The sequence below is a fragment of the Flagellimonas marinaquae genome (assembly GCF_023716465.1).
In the GTDB taxonomy this organism is placed as follows: Bacteria; Bacteroidota; Bacteroidia; order Flavobacteriales; family Flavobacteriaceae; genus Flagellimonas; species Flagellimonas alginolytica.
This window is the reverse complement of the sequence record NZ_CP092415.1, coordinates 1460716-1485747: the sequence shown is the minus strand read 5'-3', so window position 1 is coordinate 1485747 and position 25032 is coordinate 1460716. Positions and strand designations below refer to the sequence as shown.

Sequence of the window (25032 nt, the reverse complement as noted above, 5' to 3'; positions counted from 1 at the left end):
GTTACGCAAAAGTTAGTCGAAAAACGGTTTCTTTTTTGGGAATGGACCGTACCTGTATGTTTCCGCCGTGCAATTGCATTACTCTTTTGGATAGGCTTAGACCAATACCTGTCCCCTCGCTTTTTGTGGTAAAAAAGGGAACAAAGATCTCATCCATCATTTCGGGAGAAATTCCAGGGCCATTGTCCAGTATCTCAATATATTTGGAGCCATTGGTGTCTATGCCGGCCATTACATGGACTTTACCATTATCGGCATACTCTACGGATTGAAGCGCATTTTTGACCAAATTGATCAAGACCTGGCCTATTTGCTTTTCATCAATATAAAATTCTAAATCTTCGGGCTTGCAAAACACCTTGAACTCGCTTTCCCCATCCAATAATCTTGCAGACATGAGCACATTGATCTTTTCCAAGAGGTCTTTGCCCTTGACCAACGATTTATTGGGTTCGGGCACATGTAGAAGGCTACGGTAAGATTGTACAAAATCCATTAGGTCGCTTCCTTGTTCTTTGATCACTTCCAGCCCTTTCAAAGTATTGTTTATCTGACTTTCCTCCAACTCTGCCATTGGTGTAATTTTCCCTCCTTTTCTATAATATTTAATAATGGAGTCCGATATGGAGGCAATGGGCGTAATGGTGTTCATGATCTCGTGGGTAAGCACTCGGATAAGCCGTACCCAAGATTCGGTCTCTTTTTCATCCAGTTCTTTATGGATATCCTGAACCACTACCAACAGCAAAGACTGTCCATCCAAGGACAAGTGTGTCGATTTTAATGCCAATTGGGTTTGTTCCCGTTCGTTGGTCAACTGAAACAATTTGCGCTCAAAGGGCTTAAAATTTTTAAAAATCCGATATAGATTTTCGTCCACTTGTTTGAGTTGTTTTATGTGGTTTAAGGGAGTGTAGTCCAATAGTTGTTCCAGGGTAGGATTGGCAAATAGAATATGTCCCTTGTCATTATAGGTCATTATACCAATACTGGCCTGTTTCAATATTTCTTGATAGTACTGCTCCCTGACCTGTAATTGTACATGTACTTCTTGTATTAAACCATTTACCCGGTTTAGGCTTTTGTTCAGCTCTTTAAAAGATTCAATGGTAACGCCCTCGGGAAATCGTAGCGTAAAATCCTCGTTTTTTATTGCATCGAAGAAGTAAGCGATTTTTCGGTTGGTGCGGTTTAAAAAAGTGATCAGGGAAAACACGAGTAAAATCAAAGCGACGGCAGAGATACCTAAAGTAAAATACCATTGTTTTGATACTGAGAATGCCAGAACAAGTGCAGTAAAGGTGAGAAATAACACCCGTATGATCATTTGAATATAAAAGTTTCTACTTGCCATCAGTCACCTTTTTTCTTCAGTTTATTGTAGAGCGTTTGTCTCGAGATGCCCAGTTGCTCCGCGGCCGCACTGTAGTTTCCTTCATTTTGTTCCAGCGCCCTCAGAATCATTTGCTGTTCCATCTCGTTTAGGGTCATAGGCTCGTTGTCCATAGATTGCATGGGCTTGGCGTGCAACAGAAAATCCGAAGGCTTTAAAACATTGCCATCGGATAGGATAACCGCTCGTTCCATGGTATGTTGTAATTCACGAACATTGCCTGGCCATGCATATTCCAGGAGTTTTTCCTGTGCAGTTTGATTTATCCTTAGACCCCCTTTATCATATTTATGGGCAAATTTTTTAAGGAAAAAGTCTGCCAACACTAAAATATCATCATCCCTATCTCTGAGGGGGGGGACTTCGATATGAATGGTATTGATGCGGTACAATAGATCTTCGCGGAACAATCCATTGGCGACCATTTGCTCCAAATTGCAATTGGTGGCACAGATAAGCCGAATATCCACATCGATAGGTTTGTTCGAGCCTACCCTTACCACTGTTCTGTTTTGGATGGAGGACAATAGTTTTGCCTGCATTTGTAGGGAAAGGTTACCAATCTCATCCAAAAAAAGCGAACCTTGGTGTGCGGCCTCGAATTTACCCGCCCTATCTTCTTTGGCATCGGTAAATGATCCTTTAACATGCCCAAAAAGTTCACTTTCGAACAAGTTTTCGGCTATGGACCCCATGTCTACCGGAATAAAAACTTCTTCTTTTCGGGTCGATAATCTGTGCAGCTCACGAGCAATTAGTTCTTTTCCAGTGCCATTTTCACCGGTAATCAGTACGTTAACGTCCGTTTTTGCCACTTTTGCCACTAAGTTCAACACCGCGGTAAGCGCCTTGGATTGACCGATAATATAATTTCTTCCCTCGTTAATGACCTGTTTTAGATGGTTCTCTTTTTTCTTGAGCTTATTTATTTCTTGTTTGGACTTTCTAAGCTCATGGGCGGATTTTACGGTAGTCATTAAACGTTCGTTGTTCCATGGCTTCAATACAAAGTCGGATGCTCCTTGCTTCAGGGCCTTTACCGCCAAATCCACGGCTCCATAGGCTGTCATCATTATTACTGAGGTGTCCGGGGATCGTTTTTTTATCTCGTTGAGCCAGAACAGTCCTTCGTTCCCGGTGTTGACGCCAGCAGAAAAATTCATGTCGAGAAGCACAATGTCTATTTTTTCCAAGTTTGGAAAAGAGGTGATCTGGTTGGGATTGAATATCGTTTGGACGCTTTTGTACTCAAACTGCAAAAGAATTTCCAAAGCACTCAGTACGCTTTTGTTATCATCAACCACTAAAATATTGGCATCGACCATAAGACTACTATTTCCTATTCTTTTTTAAAACTAGTAAATGCCAGAGTACAAATGCCAAAAGTGTAAAATATTTGGACAAATTTTGTACAAAATTTTTACACCTCATTCAAGCATATTATAACTTTACGGACACAACTGTCTGGTAATCAGCAATAATTTATTTTGGCACAAGAATAGCCTTGAATTTGGCACAGGATATCATTATGAGATTAAAAACATACATAACATCATTATTTCTTATCACATCCGTGGTAGCGTTCTCGCAAAAGTTGTGGACTTTGGAAGCATGTGTGGACTATGCCATTGAACACAATCTACAGGTAAAGAACACTACATATAATAATGATTCCAGCAAAGAATCTTACAGACAGTCGGTCAGGGATTTGTTGCCTACTGTTTCTGGCTCGGCCGACTACACCATTCGATACGGTAGGTCCGCAGACCCACAGACCAACGATTTTGTGAACACGGATTTTTTTAGCAATAATTATTCACTCAACGCCAATTTGGATCTGTTCCGGGGCTTTCAAAAATTGAATACCATCCGCGCATCCAAATTTATCTACAAGGCTACCCAAGAAGATATATTACAGGAAAAATTTTTGTTGGCCTTTAGGGTAATGAGCGCGTATTACGATATTAAGTTTTTTGAAGGGTTGGTGGCCAATTCCCTGGAGCAGCTCGAAATTTCGCAAGGAAATTACGACTTGGTGGCCAAGCAGGTGGAATTGGGCTTGATGGCCGGCGCCGATCTTTACGAAGCAGAATCCAATCTATTGGGGGATAAACTGTTATTGACCCAAAACAGGAACCAACTTACCAATGCCAAACTGGTATTGATCCAAGAAATGAACTGGACCGGAGCGTCCGATATACAACTGCAGGAAACCATGGGCCAGGAAATGGCGGCCATGGAAGAGCGGATTTCCCTGGACTCGCTGTACAAAACAGCAAGAGATTTTGTGCCGTTGGTAAAATCACAGGAATACCGGGTCACGGCAGCAAAAAAGCAAATGCAGGCCACAAGGGGCTCCTTATATCCTTCTTTATCTTTATTTGCGGGTTACGGCACCAGTTATTTCGAAACGAACGTGGATCAGAACGGAGAGGTGATTCCATTTAAAACACAGTTTACGGACAATCAGTCCAAATTTGTAGGAGCGCAATTGAACATTCCGATCAGTAGTGGATGGTCCAATCACTCACGGGTAAAGCAACAGAAAATAGCCTATATGCAGGCCAAAAACAATTTAGAGATACAAGAGCAGGAACTATTTCAATTATTACAACAATTGGTGCAGGACAACAGGGCCTTAATTGCCGAGTACGAACAGAGTGCCAAACAAGTGGAATCTCAAAAAATTGCGTTTGACATTGCACAAAAACGTTACGAAAAAGGACTGATCAACGCATTGGAACTTTTTCAGGCAAAAAATCTGTACGGAGTTGCACAGAACCAGAACCTGCAAGTAGGCCTAAGACTTAAAGTAAATCAAAGCACCATAGATTTTTATAACGGGCTGCCCATTTTCAATATCAACTAAAACATACCATGGATATACAATTAGAAAAAAAGAAAGGACTTAAACTCAAACACTACGGCTACATCGCTTTGGGGATATTACTATTGTTTGTTGGTTATAAATTGGTATTTGCCAGTTCCATGTCCACTTTTAGAACCGAAAAAGAACGTTTATCACTTTCCACGGTTACCGATGGCAAGTTTGACGACTATATTACCATTAATGGTAATGTGGCGCCGATAGCTACTATTTATATGGATGCCTACGAAGGCGGACGGGTTTCCGAAAAACTGATAGAGGAAGGCTCCATGGTAAAAAAGGGGGACATTATCCTAAGACTGGAAAACATGGCCCTGTACGAACAAATTTTGGCCAGTGAAAGTAACTTGGCCCTAAAACAGAACGATCTACGATCTACCAAGCTCACTTTTGATTCCAGACAGGTAGAAGGTAGAAGGTCCTTGGCCACAGCAGAGTACGATCTCCAACGCTTAAAACGTAACTACGAGCAGAACCAAGAATTGTTCAAAGACGAACTAATATCCAAGGAAACCTACCTACTGTCCAAAGAAAACTACGAACTGGCCAAAAAACAATACGATATTGTTAAGCTCCAAACAGAGCAGGACGATGAATTGCGCAAAACATCATTAACTGGATTGGATGCCGACCTCGCAAGGATGCAAAAAACACTTTCCATGGTCTATGATCGCTTGGACCACCTAAATGTTCGCGCCCCCGCCGACGGACAATTGGGTTTTTTGGATGCTGAAATAGGGCAAAATATTTCACAGGGACAACGCATAGGGCAAATTAATGTACTTACCGATTTTAAAATTGAAGCGGATATAGACGAACATTATATAGATCGCGTAAAAAGAGATCTTTCGGCCACTTTGGAGCGTAATGGGAACGAATACAAATTGCGATTGCGAAAAGTGTACCCTGAGGTGAGAAACGGAAGGTTCCGGGTGGATCTGGTCTTTGTGGATGACAAGCCAGAAACCATCCGTGCCGGACAGAGCTACAATATCAGATTACAACTAGGGGAGTCCAACGATGCGCTTTTATTGCCGAAAGGAGGATTTTTCCAAAGCACCGGAGGACAATGGGTTTTTGTTGTAGACCCAAACGGGAACGAAGCCATTAGGCGAAACATAAGATTGGGAAAACAAAACTCAAGATATTATGAGGTCTTGGAAGGGCTTCAGCCAGGAGAACAGGTCATTACCAGCAACTACGATAGTTTTGGCGATGCCGAGCGGATCGTATTGAAATGATCCAAGCCTATGTAACAATCATCAAAAACGAACAGTCTTTACAATAAATCGAAAAAAACAACCATCAAAAATGATACAGATAACAAACCTAAAAAAGAGTTTTCGAACGGAAGAAGTGGAAACCTTGGCGCTTAACGGCGTAAATCTAAAAGTGGAAGAAGGTGAATTCGTCGCAATCATGGGCCCTTCTGGATGTGGTAAATCAACCCTGTTGAATATTATCGGCATGCTGGACAATCCATCCGAGGGAAGTTACAATTTTGCCGGACACGAAGTCGGCGGCCTAAAAGAAAGCCAGCGTACCCAACTTAGAAAAGGAAATCTCGGATTTGTTTTCCAGAGCTTTAACCTGATCGATGAGCTAACGGTTTTTGAGAATGTAGAACTACCCTTGATCTACCTTAAGATGAACAAAGCTGAACGCAAGGAAAAGGTGTTGAAAGTTTTGGAACGGATGAAGATCGCACATCGGGAAAAACATTTTCCACAACAGCTATCCGGAGGGCAACAACAAAGGGTGGCCATAGCAAGAGCAGTAGTAACCAATCCAAAATTGATATTGGCGGATGAGCCGACCGGTAACTTGGATTCCAAAAACGGAATAGAGGTAATGAACCTGTTGACCGAACTCAACCAAGAAGGGACCACTATTGTAATGGTAACTCACTCCGATCGCGACTCACACTATGCGCATAGGGTCATTAACCTATTTGACGGTCAAATTGTGACCGAGAGCCAAAACAAACCTATGAAAAGTATGGTATAGGAGTTTATTCACCTGCCCTGATCGAGTTTATGTCGAGCGCCAGACTGCCGCAGCCAGGTAGTCGAAGCAAAGGGTCAATCAAAAAAACAATCAAATAAATCAAAACCATAATCATGTTCAAGAACAACCTAAAAATCGCATGGCGAAACCTCTGGAAAAATAAAGGCTATAGCATGCTGAACATTTTTGGACTGACTATCGGCATTACATGTGCCGCCATGATCTTGCTCTGGGTAGAGGATGAGGTAGGGTACGATAAGAATTTTGCGAAACAGGATGTGGTGTATTATATACCTACCAATCAGCAGTACGATGGCGAGTGGAGAACCTTTTTTGAGGCCACTCCCGGTCCGTTGGCCGAAGTTTTGAAACAGGAAGTACCCGGTATTATTGGTGCTGCTAGAACAAAAGGCGAAGATCTTTTATTTAGGGTAAATGAAATATCGGTCAATAAATACGGACGATTTGCAGATCCTGATTTTTTGAGCATGTTCAGCTTAAATTTTGTTGAAGGCAACCTGGAAACCGCTTTCAATGAGGTGGATGCCATCATCATTTCACAAGAAACTGCAAAGCAATTATTTGGGGGAAATTCTTCTGCCATTGGTAAAGTGGTTAAAATAAATAACGATACCAATTATACGATTTCGGGGGTATACGAAGATTTGCCCAAAAACGTGACCTATGGTTTTGATTGGGTAGCTCCTTTTGAACGTTTTGCCAAAGGGAAGGATTGGATGAAGGAATATGGAGCTAATTTTTCTGACACTTTTGTTGAACTATCTCCCGAAGCAAATTTTGATGTTGTCAATCAGAAAGTGAAGCAAATACTTCCCGAAAAGACAGAAGACGATGAAACCGTTGCCTTTTTGTTCTCAATGAAAGATTGGCATTTAAGGTCCACTTTTGAAGGAGGAAAAAACGTCGGAGGCCAAATTACCTACGTTCGGCTGTTCAGCCTTATCGCGATCATTATATTGTTGATCGCCTGTATCAACTTCATGAACTTGGCAACTGCCCGTAGCGAAAAGCGGGCCAACGAGGTTGGAGTGCGAAAAGTATTGGGGTCCGGAAGAAAGGGGTTGATCTCACAATTCATGGCAGAAGCTATAATAACCGCAACCATCTCCACTTTTGTGAGCATACTGTTGTTAAAATTACTGATGCCGCAATTTAATATACTTATCGATAAGCAATTGGAGCTACGGCTTTTGGACCCTGTCCATTTACTTACTCTGGCCGGCATTACATTGGTATGTGGTATTGTTGCAGGGTGGTACCCAGCCTTTTATTTGTCCTCTTTTATGCCAGTGGAGGTGCTAAAAGGGGCACGAATAACAAAAGGGAGCGCAGCATTCATTAGAAAAGGATTGGTCGCCGCCCAATTTGTAGTTTCCATTGTGTTCATTATCAGTACCATTATCGTTTACCAACAGATACAGCATGTAAAAGCACGCGATTTGGGCTATGATAAGGAAAACTTGGTCAAAATACCAGTGACCGGGGATATGATCAAAAATTTTGTTCCTATTGAAGAGGAAATGAAGGCATCGGGCAATATAGAAAGCATCGGGCTGAACAATTCCGACATCCTTTCCGGGGGCAACAATACATCGGGGCTCAAATGGCAGGGGGGCGTAGATACCGAAAATGTCCTGGTTTCGGTGAGGAATATCACATCCGATTTTTTCAATACCGCAGGAATGGAAATTATTGAAGGAAGAGGGTTCAGTAAAAATCCCGCTCAGGACAGTACCAATATCATCGTGACGGAATCTTTTGCAAAATTGATGGGGAGTGGAAGTGCCATTGGTAAAACCGTGGAAGAGGACTATCCTGTAATCGGGGTGGTGAAAGATTATTTATACGACGATATGTACGGAACCAGTGACCCCGTTATATTTTTTAACGACCCGAGCGAAGCCCGTTTTATGTATGTGAAGGCCAAATCCGGTATAGCAACGGCAACGGCTTTGGCAACTATGGAGGCATCATTGAAAAAGTTCAACCCAGCTTTTCCTTTTGAATACGAATTTGTGGATGATGCTTACGATGCCAAATTTAAGAGCGAAAAATTAATAGGAAGCCTTTCGCAAATTTTTGCATTGCTGGCCATATTCATCTCCTGTTTGGGATTGTTCGGGCTGTCGGCCTTTACCGCAGACCAACGTAGAAAGGAAATTGGTGTACGTAAGGTGTTGGGGTCTAGTGTAACCGGAATTGTTGGCCTACTGTCCAAAGATTTTATGCGTTTGGTGCTCATGGCCATAATCATTGCCGTTCCAGTGGCCTGGTTCTTAATGCAGAATTGGCTGGAGGGCTATTCCTATCGTATTTCCATAAATGCTTGGGCATTTGCCATAGCAGGGGCCATTGCCATAATCATTGCCTTGGTGACCATAAGTTTTCAGGCCATAAATGCGGCCAGGGTCAACCCGGTAAAAAGTTTACGTTCAGAATAAATCAATCAAAAAACCATCGATCATGTTTAAGAATTATCTAAAAATTGCCTGGAGGAACCTTACCAAGAACAAGGGATATACCATAATCAATGTAGGAGGTCTGGCCCTTGGCATGGCCGTAGCCCTGATCATAGGGCTGTGGATCATGGACGAGCTTTCGCACAACAGCTACTTTTCCAATAAAAACCGGATAGCCCAGGTGTTCCAATCACAGACCTTTAACGGTGAAACCGGAACAGGCCCTGCGATACCACGCCCTTTGGAAATGGCATTTCGGGAAAGTTATATGGATAATTTTAAACATATGGTGATGTCTTCATGGACCACGCCCCAGTATCTAAAGTATAAAGAAACCAGTATTTCCAGAGAAGGAAACTTTACACAAAGGGAAGCGCCCGAAATGTTGGACTTAAACATTTTAAAGGGCGAAATGGACGGAATTCGGGAAATTAATTCCATTATGCTATCCGAATCTACCGCAGAAGCACTTTTTGGAAATGAAGACCCTATTGGCAAAACTATAGAGGTAAACAGTCAATACGACATGATGGTAACAGCGGTTTACGAGGATATTCCTTTCAATACATCTTTTAACGACACTCATTTTTTAATGCCTTGGGATAAATACGTATCCATCAACGAATGGATAAAAAATGCCGAGGACCAATGGGGGAACAACTCGTTTCAAATGTTTGTTCAGATAGCCGACAATACAACGATGGAAACCGTAACTGAAAAGATTCGGAATGTTAAGAAAAACCTGAACGAGGACACCGTTGAATTTAATCCTCAATTGTTTTTGTTGCCAATGGAAGACTGGCACTTACGATCTCGGTTCGAGAACGGAATGCAGGTCGGTGGCAGAATAAAATATGTATGGTTGTTCGGGATAATCGGTGTTTTTGTCCTTTTGTTGGCATGTATCAATTTTATGAACCTTAGTACCGCACGATCTGAGAAAAGAGCGAAGGAAGTAGGCATCAGAAAATCAATAGGATCACAGCGGGGCCAGTTGATCAATCAATTTTTGGGCGAGTCCTTTTTAGTTGTGCTTTTTGCTTTTTTTATCGCTATTGTGATCGTTGTGCTATCTCTAAACGGATTTAATGATTTGGCCAGAAAAAAGATTGAGTTTCCTTGGCTATCAATGGGGTTTTGGGGCGCCTCCTTGGCATTTATATTGTTCACAGCGCTTCTGGCCGGCAGTTACCCGGCACTTTACCTTTCCTCGTTTCGACCCGTAGATGTTCTAAAGGGCACCTTTAAGGCGGGCAAACACTCTGGCTTGCCAAGAAAAATCTTAGTCGTGGTACAGTTTACGGTTTCCGTGGCCTTTATTATCGGAACTGTTATCGTAATGCAACAAATCAATCATGCCAAAAACCGACCTATTGGTTACGATAAGGAAGGATTGATTCAAGTGCCTACCATGAGCGAAGATTTTACGGGAAAGTTTGAATTGATGCGAGAAGCGTTCACAAACTCTGGAGCAGTGACAGAAATGTCCACTTCAAGTGCACCCACAACCAATATTTGGTCCAATCGGAGCGGATTCAAATGGGAAGGAAAACCAGAAGGATTTCAAGAAGATCTTGCATGGACCGAGGTATCTCCCGAGTATGCAAAAAGCCTTAATCTAAAAATTGTGGCAGGGCGTGATTTCTCAAGAGATTTTGCTTCCGATTCCACAGCCGTGCTCATAAATGAAACTGCCGTAAAATATATGGGACTACAGGACCCGGTAGGCAAGTTTATTACGGACTCCGACACCGAAGACCCATTTGAACCCATGAAGATCATTGGAGTGGTTCAGGACATGATTGCCCAATCCCCATACGAACCAGTAAAACAAGGTATGTATGTATTCGACAGGCACGGAAATGGCTCATATTATAATATGAGATTGAACCCCAACCAAAGTGCCAGTCAAAATATTGCGATAATCGAAAGGGTTTTTAAAGAACACTTCCCAAATATCCCTTTTCATTATGATTTTGTTGATGAGGAATATGGCGAAAAATTTGCAGCGGAGGAACGCATTGGTCGACTTTCGGGCATTTTTACCGCTCTGGCCATTTTGATCAGTTGTTTGGGACTGTTCGGTCTAACCTCTTTTGTGGCGGAACAGCGAACCAAGGAGATTGGGGTAAGAAAAGTGCTGGGAGCATCTGTATTTAATGTGTGGAACATGTTGTCCAAGGACTTTTTAAAGCTCGTGATCATTTCCTGCTTTATTGCAGTGCCAATTGCCTATTATGTAATGAACGGGTGGTTACAAGAGTATCCCTACCGTGTGATATTGAAATGGTGGATTTTTGTCCTGGCCATGATCGGGGCCATGGCCGTAACCATAATCACGGTAAGTTTTCAGGCGATCAAGGCGGCAAAATCCAACCCGGCCCGAAGTTTACGAACAGAATAACATCAATTCTGTAGGAGTAATAACTACATCAATCAAAAACGAACACCATGTTTAGGAACAATCTAAAAATAGCCTGGAGAAGCCTTAAAAAGCAGCCATTCTTCACCTTTCTCAATGTTTTCGGATTAGCAATAGGAATGGCTGGTGGGCTTTTGCTCGGCCTTTACATTTACGATGACCTGAGCCACGATAAAATGTTCACGGACGCGGAACGCATCTATCGCATCAATACGGATATGAAGTTCGGCGGTGCAGCGGAAGAAAATGCCGAGGTATCGGCACCCATGGCAGGAGCCATGGTAAACGACATACCCCAAGTGGAGATGGCCACAAGGTTTCGAAATATAGGAGGTGTTTTTATTCGTTCCCAAAACGCTAAAGACAATGTTCGGGAGCCCCAAGTATCCTATGCCGACTCTACGTTTTTCGATATGTTCGGCATTGAATTGCTGTATGGTGATAAGCGAACCGCATTGACAGAGCCCAATACAATGGTGATTACAAGAACTGCTGCCGAAAAACACTTTCCCATAGATCGGGCCGTAGGAAAAACACTTGTGATCAATGATCAAGATATGTACACCGTAACAGGTGTACTGGAAGACTTGCCGAAGAACTCAATTTTTAAGGACAAACCTCTTTTCTTGGCCATGTCCGGATATGAGGATGCCCAGTTGGCCGAATGGGGCAACCATAATTATTTTACCTTCATAAAATTGGTGCCCGGCACCACCGGAACCGACATACAAAATGAGTTACAGGCCATGGTGGGAAGATATTTGATTCCCTACGCACAGCGGTTTTTTCCGGGCATTACGGAACAGCAATTTCTGGATTCAGGCAATTATGTGAACTATTCCACCATTCCTTTGACCGACATTCACTTACATTCTGGAAGAAACCCGGAGTTCAGTGCCGTGAGCGATATCAAAAACGTGTATATTCTAGGAGCCATTGCTCTTATTTTACTGGTATTGGCCAGTGTTAACTTTATGAACCTTTCCACGGCGCATTCGCTAAAACGAGCAAAAGAAGTAGGAATTAGAAAAACATTGGGGTCCCAGCGCAGCGGATTGATTGGTCAGTTTTTAACGGAGTCTGGACTTATCGCCATGGGAGCCCTGATATTTGCCATAATCGTGGCCTATATTGCCATTCCTTTCTATAATGAGCTTTCAGGAAAAGAATTGTCCGTTCCTTTTTCCAATCCAATTTTTTGGCTGATTTTGATTATTGCCGCATTGGTTCTTGGTCTGTTTTCCGGAAGTTATCCTGCCTTTTTTATGTCACGTTTTGTAGCGGCAAAAGTACTTAAGGGGCAAGGGGACAACGCCATCGGCGGTGGAAGGGTAAGGAATGCCCTGGTCATACTGCAATTTAGTATATCGGTGTTTTTGATCATGGGCACACTCACCGTATTTCAACAACTCAGATTTATCCAGGGCAAAGATCTGGGGTATGGAAAGAACCAAGTGTTGATCATAGGAGGAGTAAACGCACTCGAAGGAAGAAAACAAGCATTTAAAGATGCCGTATTGCGACTTAGTCAAGTAGACAATGCCACATTGAGCAGCTTTTTGCCCACACCTTCGGCCCGCAGCAGCGGCACTTATTTGTTGGCAGAAGACCGCAGCCAGGAAAAATCCATCAACATGCAACAATGGGCCGTGGACGATGATTATTTGATTACTATTGGACTTTCCTTGGTTTCCGGACGAACTTTCGATCTCGATAAATTCGCCACAGACTCATTGGCCATAATTGTGAACGAGAAAGCGGTCTCCATACTCGGAAAAACACCGGAAACCGTTATCGGAACCCAATTTGTAAATAATTTGGAAGAGGGCACCTTATCAACCGTAATTGGAGTGGTAAAAGACTTTCATTTTGAGACACTAAGAGAAGAAGTAGGGGCTCTTGCTCTGTTCAATGGAGCGGAATTTTCCAGCAACTTGGCCATAAAGCTAAATGGAGGCGATGTGTCCCGAACTCTTACCGAAATTGAGAATATTTGGAGGAATATGGCGCCTACCCAGCCATTCGACAGTTATTTTATGGACGATTCTTTTAACACCAGCTACGATGCGGAACAAAGACTGGGAAGGATTTTTATGATCTTCACCATATTGTCCATTATTATTGCCTGTCTTGGACTTTTGGGCCTAGCTACATTCAATGCTCAAAAACGCGTAAAGGAAATCGGTGTAAGAAAAGTACTGGGAGCAGGCGTGGGACAGATAGTTTACCGTTTGTCCTCGGACTTTTTAAAACTGGTGGGGCTTGCGGTGGTTATAGCTTTGCCATTGGGCTGGTATGCCATGGACCGTTGGCTACAGGATTTCTCGTACCGAATCGATATTCCATGGTGGATTTTTGCCCTGTCCGCATTGTTGGCTGTCGGCGTTGCACTTGTAACCGTGAGCTACCAAAGTATAAAGGCAGCCATTGTGAATCCGGTGAAGAGCCTAAGGGCAGAATAAAAGGAAACAAATTAAAAAAGTAAAATGATCGTAAACTATCTTAAAATCGCTTTGCGGAGTATATTAAAGAACAAGCTCTTTTCCTTGATCAATGTACTGGGGCTTTCCATAGGTGTTTGTGCTACGATGGTGATCGGTTCAATTGTCCATTACGATTTTACGTTCGATACCTTTCATAAAGATAAGGACAGAATTTACCGGTTAACGACGGAGTGGGAATCCCACGGAAATACGTTTTCCAATCGAGGGGTCGCCCTACCGTTGGCCCGTACTTTTCAAGAAGGAACAACAGGGGTTGAACTGGCCACCCATTTTAGAAACACAAGTTTTTCAAAAGTTGAAAACAAGAACTTGGACCTCACATTTAAGAACATTCAAAACTCCATTTTAGCGGATAATACCTACTTTCAGTTGTTTACCTACGATTGGATTGCTGGAGACAAGGAGTCGGCACTTGCCGAAGCTGCCCAAGTGGTACTCACAAGAAAAACAGCAGAAAAATACTTCCCGCATACGGAAGTTGGGACTGTTGTTGGTAAAACGTTGATGTATAACGATTCCATTCCGGTAAAAGTAACGGGCGTGGTAGCCAATTTTACCCAGAACAGCGATTTAAGGTTTAGTGAGTTTATGTCCATGGCATCGGCCAAAATGTTTGGCCTGCCCGATATAGAAACAAATAATGAATGGAACAGTACCAGTTCAGGAAACCAATTATTTTTTAAGATAAAGGACGAGGCAAGTATAGTTGCCATACGATCCCGTTTGGATGCATTGGCCAAAGAACATAAAAATAAAGCGCCTTGGGCCGAGAACGAAACACGCACCTTTCTTATGCAACCCCTTTCCGAAATACATTTTGGCGGGGAATACGCTGAGTATCCTTTCAATAATTCGGAACACGTTGCGAGTATAAAAGTGCTAAAGAGTTTAGGGTTTGTGGCTTTGTTCCTTTTATTGTTGGGATGTGCCAATTTTATTAACCTTAATTCGGCACAAGCACTCACAAGGGCAAAAGAAATAGGAATACGCAAAACACTGGGCAGCTCCAAAAAGCAGGTGATTCGGCAGTTTTTGTTTGAATCATTCATTTTAACCAGTATAGCGGCAGCGTTATCTCTGGTACTGGCACCTTTTCTTCTCCGGCAATTCTCAGATTTTTTGCCTGGAGATATTTCACTCTCCGTGCTTTATTCCTTTGTTGGGATACTTGGAATTATTGGTCTAGTTGTCCTGGTAGCCATATTGTCCGGGTTTTATCCTGCTTTTGTGCTATCCGGGTTTCGACCGGCATCCGTTTTAAAAGGTCAATTTTCCAAAGGAGATCAAGGTGTACGATTGCGGAAGACCTTAACGGTTTTTCAATTTGTGGTCGCACAGGTTTTTATCATCGGGACCCTTTTGGTGGCCAAACAACTGCATTATGTAATGAACACCGACATGGGCATTAAAACCGATGCCGTAGCATTTGTTACCGTTCCACGGAACGATCGATCAGCGATTAAAAAAGAGCGTTTTTTTAGTCAAGTAAAAGAAATCAAACAACTATCCTCAGTTAGTTTGGGAGGAGACCCTCCGGCTTCGAACAGTTATACGTCCACCGTGCTCGATTACTTTAAGGGTGATCTTGAGAAGCATCAATCCACTCAAATACTGTGGGGCGATGCAAATTATTTGGATACCTACAATATTCCCATCATATCTGGTCGTGATCGTTTGAACGACAGTATACAGGAGTATGTCGTAAACGAAGCTTTTGCCAAGGAAATGGGGTTTGAAAACCCCGAGGACGTGGTCGGTGAATTTTTAAAACTGGACACTACGAACATTCAGATAGTAGGACTTATGCAGGATTTTAACCAACGCTCTTTAAAATCAGGAATAAACCCAATGGCAATGACCGGGGATTGGGGCGGGGACAACTATTCGCCCTTCCATAGTGTGCATTTTGATCTGGGCCCAGATCCTGAACAATGGGACGTTGCAATCAAACAAATCGAGGAAGCTTGGTCCACAGTTTATCCGGAAGAGGAAATGCGTCTTCAGTTTATGGATGAGATAGTCAAGAATTTTTATCGTACCGAAAGAAGCACGGTTCAATTACTAAAATGGGCTACGGGATTGGCCATATTGATCAGTTGTATGGGACTTTTGGGATTGGTTGTATATACCACGGAACGCAGGGTAAAGGAAATCGGGGTTCGCAAAGTGTTGGGGGCCAATGTTGCACAATTGAACCTATTGCTCTGTAAGGAATTTTTGATTTTGGTAGGAATTGCTTTTGCGATCTCTGTGCCCATTTCGTGGTACCTGATACAAGAATGGATTCAGGACTTTGCCTATAAAACCAATATGAGTTGGTGGGTATTTATGTCCGGTGGCTTAGGAATGGTATTGGTGGCCATTGCGGTGATCAGCGCCAGAACCTATAAAACGGCAAAGATCAACCCCGTGGATAGCCTAAGGAACGAATAGTCGAAAATCATCAATCAAAAAACTATAGTATGTTCAAGAACTATTTAAAAATCGCTTGGAGAAATCTTATCAAGAACAGAATATTTACCTTATCCAATATGATAGGATTGACCTCCGCATTTGCTGTGGCCATTCTCTTGGTAATGACGGCACTTTTTGAACTTTCCTACGACCAGTTCCATAAAAATAAAGATGTGGCGTATCAACTTTACTTATCCCACCAAACCCCAAGGGGAGTAGAGGCAAGTGTGTCCAACCCTGTTCCTTTGGCACCAGCCCTTAAAGAGGAGGTTGCTGGCATAAAATATATCGCAAGAACTGTGAGCGAGGATGTTTTGGTCACCTACAATACCAAGGAGCTGAGTTTGGATGCCGAGTATGTTGATCCGGAATTTTTTAAAATTTTTACCTATCCAACCTTGTGGGATGATACAAGAAATCCTTTGCCAGAGAAGAATTCTGTTGGAATTACCGTTAAGACCGCAAAAAAAATATTCGGCACCGTGGATAATGTGGTCGGAAAAACGATTTCCATAAAAATCGGACGAGAAGAAAAGCCATTTACGATTGCTTCCATTTTAAAGGATACCCCGGCCAATAGCAGCATCGATTTTGGGATAGTGATTCCATTTGAGAACCATCCGGAATTTCTTTCCAACATTGATCGCTGGGATTCCCAGTTCCACCCAATTTATCTTCAATTGGAAAATGGAGTGGATCCAATACAGTTTGAGCAGAGTACAGAGGCCTTTACCTCGCTCCATTACCAAGAAAGCATAGAAAGCGATATTAGGGATGGAGCACAACCCAATGCGGAAGGCCATTACAAGCAATTCCATTTGACACCTATAACCGATCTACACTTTGTATCTTATAATACCGGAGTGGCGGAGGCGAACCGTACATTTCCAATTATAATTTTGTGCATTGCCATGGTAATTATTTTTATAGTTAGCGCAAACTTTATAAACATGAGCATTGCCCTTAGCGAGAAACGCTTAAAGGAAGTTGGCATGCGTAAAACCTTGGGCGCTATACAAAAGCAATTGTTCTTTCAGTTTTGGATGGAGAGTCTATTTGTTTTTGCATTGTCCATCGTACTGGGATTAATGGTCAGCCAAATGCTATTGAACCCATTTAAGACACTTTTTAATACCAAGGCCACTTTCGCCGATGTTGCCCAACCAGAAGTAATCCTAATTTTTGGACTGGTTATTTTTTGTATCACCTTGATAGCAGGAGGATATCCGGCATTGTTGATGAGTAAATTGGGTGCTCTGAAAGCCTTAAAAGGCAAATTAGACCTTGGTAAAAATAGATTGCGTAATGGACTCATTGTAGTGCAGTTTGCCATAGCCATTATTTTGATCAGCGGAACTTTGGTTTTGAACGGTCAATTGGATTTTATGAGGAACAAGGATTTGGGTTACAACAAAGAACAAGTGATCTCTATACCCTTAAATGGCAAAAAACAGAGTTACAATGTGGTACAACTGTTACGGGAAGAACTTACGGGAAACCCGGATATTTTAAGCGTGACCGGCGCGGACAACAACCTTGGTTTGGGTCGGGACGGAAGCCTTTCCAGCAGTATGATGGGTTTTGATTACCAAGGGCGTGGCGTGGTCACAAATACCATTACTGTTGATTACGACTATGCAGAGACCTTAGACCTGGAAATAATAACGGGCCGAATGTTCAACAGGGAACACCAGACCGATAGTCTTAGTTTGGTCATAAACGAGACCATGGCAAAACAATTGGGAGCAGAGGACCCATTAGCGGTCACTATACCCATGGACGAAGACGTGGTGTACTCTGTAATAGGGGTGATAAAAGATTACAATTTTCAGGATGTGGGTAAAAAAATAGAGCCGCTCACACTTTTTATGGATAAAAATTGGGACCTGTACTATGCCTATGTGAAGGTATCACCAAATAATGTGGCAAATTCCTTTGAAGCCATTAAAACTGCTTGGAAAAAAATAGAGCCCCAAGCAGAGTTTTTGGGGTCTTTTTTGGATGAAAACGTAGATCGGACTTTCCGCCGGGAAAAAACAATGGCGACAATAATTACCAGTGGGAGTATACTTGGCATTTTATTGAGCTGTATAGGCCTTTTTGCCATCTCCATGTTAGTGGTGGCACAAAGAACCAAGGAGATAGGTGTACGAAAAGTGGTTGGGGCCAGTGTTTCCTCCGTAGCACTTTTGCTTACCAAGGATTTTTTAAAACTTGTTGGTCTGGCCTTTATAATTGCCACACCGATTGCATGGTATTTTTTGCATGAATGGTTACAGAACTATGCTTCGCACGTGTATCTAAGTCCGTTGTTTTTTGTAGGTGCCGGCCTTGTAGCCTCTTTTATAGCATTGGTTACCGTTGGGTCACGAACCGTAAAAGCAGCTTCGATCAATCCCGTGAAAAGTTTACGGACAGAATAATTATACAACATGAGATACTCTGTATTGCAAGCCATAGGTCTGATATTACTGTTTGTAGTGACTACTTTTGGCCAAACTCCCGTTACTAAAAACGAACTTGAGCTTAAAATTGATAACTATTTGAGCCAAAGTGAAAACAATGGATATTCGGGAAGTGTACTTGTGGCCAAAAAAGGAAAGGTTATTTTTTCAAAAGGGTATGGTTGGGCCGATAAAAAATTGAAAATTAAGAACACCCCATCTACAGTATTCAATATTGGTTCTGTGACAAAGCAATTTACCGCAGCGGCAATATTAAAGCTAATGGAAGATGGCAAGTTGGATGTTTCGGATAAAATTGAAAAGTTCTTCCCTCAATCACCCATCGATAAGAAGAATATTACCGTTCATCAATTACTTGTACAGACATCTGGTATATCACCAAGTACAGGAGGTTTTAGATACGACCCAGCTAAAAAAGAAGCCTTTTTAAAGGAGTTTTTTACATCCAAGCTAATGTATGCCCCCGGAACCAAGCACACCTATGCCAATGCCAATTACATAATGTTGGCCGCTATTATTGAGAAAGTCTCCCAAATGGATTATGAATCATTTTTAAGAATCAACTTTTGGGAACCTTTACAAATGAACCATACCGGGTACAAAGGAATTGGGTTTAATAGCGAGCGAATTGCTCACGGGTATTATTACCATTACACCACAGGGCAATGGAAAGATTGGGGGATAACACAACAGTATTTGCCCGCGAACAATGATCATTGGTACAGTATCGGAAAAGGCGATATATACTCTACGGTAGAAGATTTATATACTTGGCACCTGGCATTGGAAAAAAACACAGTACTTTCTGCCGAATCCAAAAAAATGATGGAGTACCCATATGTGTCCGAGAATGAATCAAACAGTTCCTTTTATGGGTATGGTTGGGCGATATTCAATACACAGAACAACTCAAAAATTGTTGCACACAACGGCAGCAATGGCATTTACTTTGCGGACTTCCTCAGATTTGTTGAGGACGATATGGTAATTATTGCATTGTCGAGCAGTATTTTAAATCCACAATCGGAGAATGTTGCGTGGGAAATTGCATCAATGGCGACGGATAAAGATTATGATCCCGATCCTATACCAAAAAACTCATATGAATTGGTTTTTGATTTTATAAGGACAAATACACCTAATAAATTGAGCGAATTGCCAGGGTTTATAGAAAAGCGAACAGGAGCGCCAATAAAGGAAAAGGCATTGTTGAACCGTATTGGATTTAAGCAGGTTTCGGAAGATTTGGACATAAATTGGGGCATAGCACTTTTAAAATTGAATACCGAGCTTTTCCCCGAAGACGGAAACCTATGGGATACCTTGGGAGAAGGCTATTTTTTGATAAACGACACGGTTAACTCATTAAAAAGCTATAAAAAAGCCTTGGAACTTAAGCCCGAATCTAATTGCTACTGGTGCGATAATGCAACTAAAAGGATAGAACAACTAAATAAGAAATAACATGCTACTACAACTTAACAACATATTTAAATGGGTCCATTCAGGGGGTCAACGCTTTTTTTTGCTCAAGGACATAAACCTCGAAGTACAGGAAGGAGAGTTTATTTCGGTAATGGGACCATCGGGCTCCGGTAAATCCACATTGCTAAACGTTATCGGGATGCTCGATACCTTTGACGAGGGCGAGTATAATTTTATGGACGAATCTGTACATTCATTAAAAGAAAAACACAGATCAAACCTGTACAAACAATATATCGGTTTTGTGTTCCAGTCCTATCATTTACTGGATGACCTCACCGTAAAGGAAAACCTGGAAATGCCGCTTATCTATAAAAAGATAAAAGGCTCCGAACGCAAGGCAATGGTTGCCGATATGTTGGACCGTTTTAATATTGTTGGAAAAAAAGATCTTTTTCCCGCACAATTGAGTGGAGGACAACAACAGCTGGTCGGAGTGGCCAGAGCGCTTATATCCAACCCTAAATTGATCTTGGCAGATGAGCCTACGGGCAACCTAAACTCAACCCAAGGAGAAGAAATCATGGAGCTTTTTAAACAATTGAATGATGACGGGGTAACCATAATTCAAGTGACACACTCTGAGAAAAATGCGGAATACGGTTCCAGGATCATTAATTTGTTGGACGGAAGAATGGTTTAATCGGCCAGATCGGCCAATTCTTCTCCTACTAGACTCCCTAGGGCTACGCCCATTCCACCCAAACGTACACCGCAGTAAACGGAATTGGAAACGGGCTTGATAATAGGTGTTTTTTGTTTACCCACCCCCATTATTCCGCTCCACCTACGGTCAATTTTTACGGGTTGATTGGGCAAGATCATGGTTTTAAGCAAAACTTCCAATTGATTTTGGATAAGGTCCGTTTGTCCAAATTCAACGGTCTCTTCCGCATCAAAATCAAGATTTCTTCCGCCCCCGAACAAGATCCTATTCTCTATGTTCCTGAAATAATAGTAACCTTCATCAAAATGAAAGGTACCTTTTATAGGTAGGTCTTTAATAGGCTCTGTGACCAACACCTGTGCCCTGGCAGGCAGAACGGTATCAGATTTGAGCAATTTGGAAGCAAATCCATTGGTAGCAACAAATACTTTCTTGGTTGTAAATTCGAAACCGGGCGTTTTTATGATAGCTCTGTTTTGCAAATCGACCACCTCTTCAACCAAAACCCCATTTATGATCGGTATTTCCATGGACAAGCATTTTTGGATCAAGGAGCGCATCATTTTTCCGGTATCCAATTGTCCTTCCTCTGTATGGGTGATGTATTTATTCTGGATTTTCCCAAAATTGAAGCTATTGTCGTTGGTCACAAACGGACCTTTCCCAAATATGGGTTCCATGAGACCGTTGAGGTATGGGATGGACTCCAAACATTTATCGAACAACTGCGTTTTTCCTAAAGGAAAAAGCTCGTGACTGCCGTGCAATTGAAAATCTATGGCCGTATCGCCAAGTAGTTTACGTAGTCTTTGAATTCCTTTGTTTCGCTTTTGGACCAATTCCACTACTTCCTGCTCCGTATGATGCTGCAGGTCCGATAATATTTCTGAAGCACTCCCGAAGCAGGCAAACCCCGCATTTTTAGTGCTGGCACCCTGTGGAAGAATTCCTTTTTCTAAAATCAAGATAGAGCTTTTGGGATATTTTTCCTTTAAACGGACAGCGCAATTAATTCCAACGATCCCACTGCCAACTACAGTAAAATCAACGTTGGAAAACCAGCTTTTATATTCCCAATAACTTAAATCCATAACTAAAAAACCCCGAATTGATCGGGGCTTAGCTTAATGTTCTTGTTTATATTTTGGATCCATTTTAAAATCTTCCATAAACTTGGTGGTATAATTACCGGCCAAATAATCTGGATGGTCCATCAACTGACGATGGAATGGAATCGTAGTTTTTATCCCTTCGATTACAAATTCGTCCAAGGCCCTTCTCATTTTGTTGATGGCCTCCTCTCGAGTTTGGGCAGTGGTAATCAACTTGGCGATCATGGAATCATAATTCGGAGGAATCATATAACCACTGTACACGTGGGTATCCAGACGAACTCCGTGACCACCTGGCGTGTGCAGGGTAGTGATTTTTCCCGGAGATGGTCTAAAGTCGTTATAAGGGTCTTCGGCATTGATCCGGCACTCTATGGAGTGTAACTTGGGATAGTAGTTTTTGCCCGAGATAGGTACACCGCCAGCGACCAATATTTGCTCGCGGATCAAATCGTAGTCCACGACTTGTTCGGTTATAGGATGTTCTACCTGAATACGGGTGTTCATTTCCATAAAGTAGAAGTTTCGGTGCTTGTCCACTAAAAACTCTATGGTGCCTGCTCCTTCGTATTTAATAAACTCCGCGGCCTTTACAGCGGCCTTTCCCATATCTTCTCGCAGCTTGTCCGTCATAAACGGAGAAGGGGTCTCTTCGGTAAGTTTTTGATGCCTACGTTGTACGGAACAGTCCCTTTCCGATAAATGGCAGGCTTTTCCATACTGATCCCCCACTACTTGAATTTCGATATGGCGAGGCTCCTCTATCAACTTTTCCATATACATGCCACCGTTGCCAAAGGCAGCAGTTGCTTCTGTAACGGCGCTGTTAAAGTTTTTCTCCATCTCGTCTTCGGACCAAATGGCGCGCATACCTTTACCACCACCACCGGCTGTAGCTTTGATCATCACAGGATACCCCATTTTCTTGGCCTCCTTTTTGGCATGATCTACATCTTTGAGCAAGCCTTCGGAACCTGGCACGGTGGGAACACCGGCTTTTTTCATGGTTTCTTTAGCGGTCGCCTTATCTCCCATTTTGTCTATTTGCTCGCCAGAGGCACCGATAAACTTAATATCGTGCTCTGCACAGATCTTGGAGAATTTAGAGTTTTCGGATAGAAAACCGTATCCTGGATGTATGGCATCGGCGTTGGTTATTTCCGCGGCCGCTATAATATTTGGAATCTTGAGGTAAGATTCGCTACTGGGTGCTGGGCCAATACAAACAGCTTCGTCTGCAAAGCGCACATGAAGACTCTCTTCATCGGCCTTGGAGTAAACGGCAACTGTTTTAATACCCATTTCCTTGCAGGTTCTAATGATCCTCAAGGCAATTTCACCCCTATTCGCAATCAATACTTTTTTAAACATAGAGCACAATCTTAAATTTTGAATGATAAAATTTTAAATGGTCCCGAGCAACATTGGCGTTGCTCAAGCTATATCATCTAAAATTTACTACGATGGGTCTACCAAGAACAATGGTTGGTCAAACTCAACAGGAGAGGAATCGTCAACCAATATCTTAACTATCTTACCGGAAACTTCTGATTCGATATCGTTAAAAAGTTTCATCGCCTCTATCACACAAAGAACATCGCCTTGGTTTATAGTGCTGCCAACTTCAACGAACGGTGGTTTGTCCGGAGATGGCTTCCTGTAGAATGTTCCTATGATGGGGGATTTAATGGTAATGTATTTTGAGTCATCATCGGCTTTACCTGGAGCTGATGGTGATGGTGCCGCTGCTTCCTGCGGTGCGGCCTGTGTTGCGACTGGCGCAGCTGCTGTAGGCGCTTGGGCTACGGGAATCTGTTGTACGATTGTGGTTTCTGGTGTACTGGAGTCGTTGCTTCCTGTTCGAATGGTGATCTTAATGTCCTCCATTTCCAACTTTACCTCGCTGGCACCCGATTTGGCCACAAACTTGATCAAACTTTGAATTTCCTTAATGTCCATGGATTATAATTTAGTTAGTTGTGTGATTAAGAGTTATAGGCCCATTTAAGATAAATGGAACCCCATGTAAAACCTCCACCAAAAGCGGCGAAAATAATATTGTCTCCCTTTTTTAATTGCTTTTCGAAATCGTAAAGCAACAAAGGTAATGTAGCGGATGTTGTATTTCCGTAACGTTCTATGTTTATGAGAACCTTTTCAGGCTCCAGGCCCATTCGGTTGGCCGTGGCGTCGATAATCCGTTTATTGGCCTGGTGAGGTGCCAACCATTGTACATCATCCTTGCTCAGGTTGTTACGCTCCATGATCAATGCGGAAACATCGGCCATATTGGAAACGGCAAACTTAAAAACGGATTTGCCATCCTGAAAAACGTAATGCTGTTTGTTTTTAACGGTTTCTTCCGAAGCGGGCATAATGGAACCTCCTGCATCTATCTTTAAAAACTGACGCCCTATGCCATCGGATCGCAAATATTCGTCCTGTAGTCCCAAACCTTCATCGTTCGGTTCAAAGAGAACCGCTCCGGCACCATCACCAAAAATTATACAGGTGGTTCTATCGGTATAGTCTATTATGGACGACATTTTATCGGCCCCGATCAGCAATACTTTTTTATACCTGCCAGACTCTATATAACTGGCCGCGGTGGACATGCCATATAAAAAACTGGAACAGGCAGCTTGCAGATCATAAGCGAATGCGTTTGTCGCACCGATTTCCGAAGCTACAAAAGCGGCAGTAGCTGCTACTGGCATATCCGGAGTTGCTGTGGCAACCAGGACCATATCTATTTCGGAAGCATCGACACCTCGTTTTTTAAGCAAATCTTCTGCGGCCTTTATAGCCATAAAAGATGTGCCCGCGTTCTCTTCTTTTAGGATTCGTCTTTCCTTTATTCCCGTTCTGGTGGTGATCCACTCGTCGTTGGTATCCACCATGGTTTCCAATACTTTATTGGAAAGAACAAAATCTGGAAGGTATCCTCCTACAGCTGTTATCGCTGCCGTTGTTTTCTTCATTTTAGCCTCTCTTTATTGTCAAAAACATTGAAATTTGACCCAAAAGCGGTGAAAATTAGTCATTTTATATGACTTTACGGGTAAAATTAACCGATTTTGGGGGTGTTAATATGGGCGCATAAAAAAACTCCCGTTAATTATTCAACGGGAGTTGCTTTATTTTAAGGGAGTTGCG

The 25032-nt window shown here is 42.4% G+C and carries 16 protein-coding genes; 10 read left to right on the top strand and 6 right to left on the bottom strand.

The annotated features are described in order from the left end of the window. Position 1: 1 nt before the first annotated feature. Positions 2-1354: a sensor histidine kinase gene (locus MJO53_RS06695; protein ID WP_224836021.1), complete on the bottom strand. Its 1353-nt coding sequence runs from the start codon at positions 1352-1354 to the stop codon at positions 2-4. Continuing rightward, complete coding sequence (locus MJO53_RS06690; protein WP_252080961.1) at positions 1354-2718, bottom strand: sigma-54-dependent transcriptional regulator; 1365 nt, start codon at positions 2716-2718, stop codon at positions 1354-1356. The genes MJO53_RS06695 and MJO53_RS06690 overlap by 1 nt, the downstream gene beginning before the upstream one ends. 203 nt (positions 2719-2921) lie before the next feature. On the opposite strand from MJO53_RS06690, the gene MJO53_RS06685 reads away from it, so the two are divergent. The 10 genes from MJO53_RS06685 (at position 2922) to MJO53_RS06640 (ending at position 20740) form a co-directional block, all read left to right on the top strand. Next, entirely contained in the window at positions 2922-4262 is a 1341-nt protein-coding gene (locus MJO53_RS06685) for a TolC family protein (protein WP_224836023.1), read from the top strand. Between the two features lie 8 nt (positions 4263-4270). After that, positions 4271-5521, top strand: coding sequence for an efflux RND transporter periplasmic adaptor subunit (locus MJO53_RS06680; RefSeq protein ID WP_224836024.1), 1251 nt, complete (start codon positions 4271-4273; stop codon positions 5519-5521). A 70-nt stretch (positions 5522-5591) separates the two neighbouring features. Continuing rightward, positions 5592-6287 carry an ABC transporter ATP-binding protein gene (locus tag MJO53_RS06675; RefSeq protein WP_224836025.1) on the top strand — a complete coding sequence of 232 codons (696 nt, stop codon included), beginning with the start codon at positions 5592-5594 and terminating at the stop codon, positions 6285-6287. Positions 6288-6400: 113 nt separating this feature from the next. After that, positions 6401-8749 (top strand): ABC transporter permease, encoded by a 2349-nt coding sequence (locus tag MJO53_RS06670; protein WP_252080960.1) that lies wholly within the window; start codon positions 6401-6403, stop codon positions 8747-8749. Positions 8750-8771: 22 nt separating this feature from the next. Then, on the top strand, positions 8772-11171 hold the full coding sequence (locus tag MJO53_RS06665; protein WP_252080959.1) for an ABC transporter permease: 2400 nt from the start codon (positions 8772-8774) through the stop codon (positions 11169-11171). Positions 11172-11218: 47 nt separating this feature from the next. After that, positions 11219-13651 (top strand): ABC transporter permease, encoded by a 2433-nt coding sequence (locus tag MJO53_RS06660; RefSeq protein WP_252080958.1) that lies wholly within the window; start codon positions 11219-11221, stop codon positions 13649-13651. A gap of 24 nt (positions 13652-13675) precedes the next feature. Beyond that, positions 13676-16126 (top strand): FtsX-like permease family protein, encoded by a 2451-nt coding sequence (locus tag MJO53_RS06655; protein ID WP_252080957.1) that lies wholly within the window; start codon positions 13676-13678, stop codon positions 16124-16126. Positions 16127-16155: 29 nt separating this feature from the next. Then, on the top strand, positions 16156-18570 hold the full coding sequence (locus MJO53_RS06650; protein WP_252080956.1) for an ABC transporter permease: 2415 nt from the start codon (positions 16156-16158) through the stop codon (positions 18568-18570). 9 nt (positions 18571-18579) lie between these two features. Continuing rightward, positions 18580-20076 carry a serine hydrolase domain-containing protein gene (locus MJO53_RS06645; protein ID WP_252080955.1) on the top strand — a complete coding sequence of 499 codons (1497 nt, stop codon included), beginning with the start codon at positions 18580-18582 and terminating at the stop codon, positions 20074-20076. 1 nt (position 20077) lies between these two features. Continuing rightward, positions 20078-20740 carry an ABC transporter ATP-binding protein gene (locus tag MJO53_RS06640; RefSeq protein WP_224836031.1) on the top strand — a complete coding sequence of 221 codons (663 nt, stop codon included), beginning with the start codon at positions 20078-20080 and terminating at the stop codon, positions 20738-20740. Here MJO53_RS06640 and MJO53_RS06635 read toward each other — a convergent pair. The 4 genes from MJO53_RS06635 to MJO53_RS06620 form a co-directional block, all read right to left on the bottom strand. Beyond that, the gene (locus MJO53_RS06635) at positions 20737-21855 is read right to left on the bottom strand and encodes an NAD(P)/FAD-dependent oxidoreductase (protein ID WP_252080954.1); all 1119 of its coding nucleotides are present in this window, start codon (positions 21853-21855) and stop codon (positions 20737-20739) included. The two genes, MJO53_RS06640 and MJO53_RS06635, sit on opposite strands and share 4 nt — an antisense overlap. 33 nt (positions 21856-21888) lie before the next feature. Next, on the bottom strand, positions 21889-23247 hold the full coding sequence (gene accC / locus MJO53_RS06630; RefSeq protein ID WP_224836033.1) for an acetyl-CoA carboxylase biotin carboxylase subunit: 1359 nt from the start codon (positions 23245-23247) through the stop codon (positions 21889-21891). Between the two features lie 87 nt (positions 23248-23334). Further along, the gene (gene accB, locus MJO53_RS06625; protein ID WP_224836034.1) at positions 23335-23835 is read right to left on the bottom strand and encodes an acetyl-CoA carboxylase biotin carboxyl carrier protein; all 501 of its coding nucleotides are present in this window, start codon (positions 23833-23835) and stop codon (positions 23335-23337) included. Between the two features lie 26 nt (positions 23836-23861). Then, positions 23862-24857, bottom strand: coding sequence for a beta-ketoacyl-ACP synthase III (locus MJO53_RS06620; protein WP_252080953.1), 996 nt, complete (start codon positions 24855-24857; stop codon positions 23862-23864). Between the last annotated feature and the right edge of the window lie 175 nt (positions 24858-25032).